The following is a 2,928-nucleotide window of genomic DNA, read 5'->3' on the forward strand; positions in this document are numbered from 1 at the left end:
CCTGGTCACAGAGGTCCTCGGCGACCTCGTCGCGGTCGCACCCGCCGAGCCCGCCACCACCCGTGCGGAGACCGCCGACGACCCCATCGCGATCGTCGCCATGGCCTGCCGCTTCCCCGGCGGCGCCGACACCCCCGAGGCACTGTGGCGACTCGTCGCCGACGAGACCGACGCCGTCGGCGACTTCCCCACCGACCGGGCCTGGGACCTCGCCCACATCTACGGCGAGACCGAGGACCGGCGCACCTTCGAAGGCGGCTTCCTCCAGAACGCCGGCGGATTCGACCCGGCGTTCTTCGGCATCTCCCCCCGCGAGGCACTGGCGATGGACCCGCAGCAGCGGCTGCTGCTGGAAACCTCCTGGGAGGCCTTCGAGCGGGCCGGCGTCGATCCGGCCCAGCTGCGCGCCAGTTCCACCGGCGTGTACGTCGGCACCGCCACCTCCGGATACGGCCTCGGCCGGTTCGACGTGCCCGAGGGCTCCCGCCCCCACGTCCTCACCGGCACCGCGACGAGCGTCATCTCCGGCCGGCTGGCCTACACGTTCGGCCTCGAAGGCCCCGCCGTGACCGTGGACACCGCGTGTTCGTCGTCGCTGGTGGCGCTGCACCTGGCCATCGGGGCACTGCGACGCGGAGAGTGCACGATGGCACTGGCCGGCGGCGCCACCATCATGTCGATACCGGGCATGTTCACCGACGCCGCACAGGGCGGCGCGCTCGCGCCCGGCGGCCGTTGCCGCCCCTTCTCCTCCGACGCCGAAGGCACCGGCTGGGGCGAGGGCGTCGGAATGCTCCTGGTGGAGCGGCTCTCCGACGCCCGCCGCAACGGGCACCCGGTCCTGGCCATGGTGCGCGGCAGCGCGGTCAACCAGGACGGCGCGTCCAACGGCCTCACCGCCCCCCACGGCCCCGCCCAGCAGCGGGTCATCCGGGCGGCGCTCGCCGACGCGGGCCTGGACACCACCGACGTGGACGCGGTCGAGGCGCACGGAACCGGCACGGAACTCGGCGACCCCATCGAGGCCCAGGCCCTGATCGCCACGTACGGGCGCGGGCGCGACGAGGAACAGCCGCTGTGGCTGGGATCGCTGAAGTCCAACATCGGGCACACCCAGTCGGCCGCCGGCGTCGCCGGGATCATCAAGATGGTGATGGCCCTGCGCCACGGCGTGCTGCCGCGCTCCCTGCACATCACCGAACCCACCCAGCACGTGGACTGGGACGGCAGCGGGGTCCGGCTGCTGACCCGGCAGGTGGAGTGGACGGACGAGGGGCGTCCACGCCGGGCCGCCGTCTCGTCGTTCGGCATGAGCGGGACCAACGCCCACACCATCCTCGAACAGGCCCTCCCGGAGCCGCAGCCGGCCCCCCTCCCGCATGCGTCCGGCACCGGCACCGGCACCGGCACCGGCACCGGCACGGCCACCGGCACCGGCACGGGCACCGGCACCGGCACGGGCCCGGAGGCCGGACTGCCCTGGCTGCTCTCCGCCCGCACCCCCACAGCCCTGCGCGCCCAGGCACGGCAGCTCGCCGACCGCCTCGACGCCGACCCCGCACCCGCCGGCCACGACGTGGCCCACTCCCTGGCCACCACCCGCTCCCGTTTCGAGCACCGCGCCGTCCTCCTCGGCCCCGACCACCACGCCCAGCTGACCGCGTTCGCCGAGGGCACCCCCACGCCCGGACTGGTCACGGGGACAGCGGGCCGGACCGGCCGGGTGGCGTTCGTCCTTCCCGGCCAGGGCTCGCAGTGGCCCGGCATGGCCGACCGGCTGCTGCAGGAGTCTGCGACCTTCCGGAACACCCTGCGGACCTGCGCGCAGGCACTTCAGGAGCATCTCGACTGGTCGGTCGAGGACACACTGCGCGGCCTGCCCGGGGCCGGGAACATGGAACGGGCCGAGGTCATCCAGCCCGTGCTGTTCGCGACGATGGTGGCGCTCGCCGCGCTCTGGCGCGAGCACGGCGTCGAGCCGGAGGCCGTGGTCGGCCACTCGCAGGGAGAGATCGCCGCCGCCCACCTCGCCGGCGCACTGTCCCTGGAGGACGCCGCACGGGTCGTCACCCACCGCAGCCGCCTGCTGTCCCGTGTGGTCGGCCAGGGCGCGGTGGCCTCCGTCTCGCTGCCCGCACAGCAAGCGCTGGCCCGACTGGAACGCTGGGGCGACGCACTCAGCATCGCCGCCGTCAACGGGGTGACCTCCGTCTCCGTCGCGGGCGACGAGGCGCCGCTGGACGAATTCCTCGCCGAGCTGGAGGCCGAGGGCATACGCTGCCGCAAGCTCCGGATCAAGGGCGCGGCACACTCGGCCGTCGTCGAGCCGCTGCGCGAGGAAACACTCGCGGTGCTGGCACCCGTACGGCCACGAGCCTCCCGCATCCCCTTCTACTCCACCGTCACCGGCGGACTGCTCGACACCACCGAGCTGGACGCGGAGTACTGGTACCGCAACATGCGCCAGACCGTCCAGTTCGCCCCGGCCACACGCGCACTGCTCGCCGACGGGTTCGGCGTCTTCATCGAGTGCAGCCCCCACCCGGCGCTCGCCGGGGCCGTACAGGAGACCGCGGAGGACGCCGGAGCGTCCGACCCCGTACTGCTGGCCTCGCTGCGCCGTGAGGAGGGCGGCCTGGAGCGGTTCTCCGTCTCGCTCGCCGAAGCGTTCACCCGGGGCGTCGGCCCCTCCTGGGCCTCCCGCGGCAGCACCGTCGACCTGCCCACCTACCCCTTCCAGCGGAACCACTACTGGTGGGAGCCCACCTCGCAGGACACAGCCGGCCCCGCCCGGAGCGGCACGGCCGAGGAGAACCGCTTCTGGGCAGCGGTGGAGGGGGGGGGGCCCCCCCCCGGGGGCCCGGGGCCCCGGGGGCCCCCCCCCCCCCCCCCCCCCCCCCCCCGCCCCGGCCGGGGGGGGGGGGGGCA

1 pseudogene is annotated in these 2,928 nt (G+C 74.8%); it reads left to right on the plus strand.

Annotated features, from left to right (window positions below):
• Positions 1-25 precede the first annotated feature (25 nt).
• Positions 26-2,683, plus strand: a pseudogene (locus JS521_RS28135) (type I polyketide synthase); the annotation flags it as partial.
• Positions 2,684-2,928: the final 245 nt, after the last annotated feature.

This window comes from Streptomyces durocortorensis (genome assembly GCF_016901035.1).
Classification (GTDB): domain Bacteria; phylum Actinomycetota; class Actinomycetes; order Streptomycetales; family Streptomycetaceae; genus Streptomyces; species Streptomyces durocortorensis.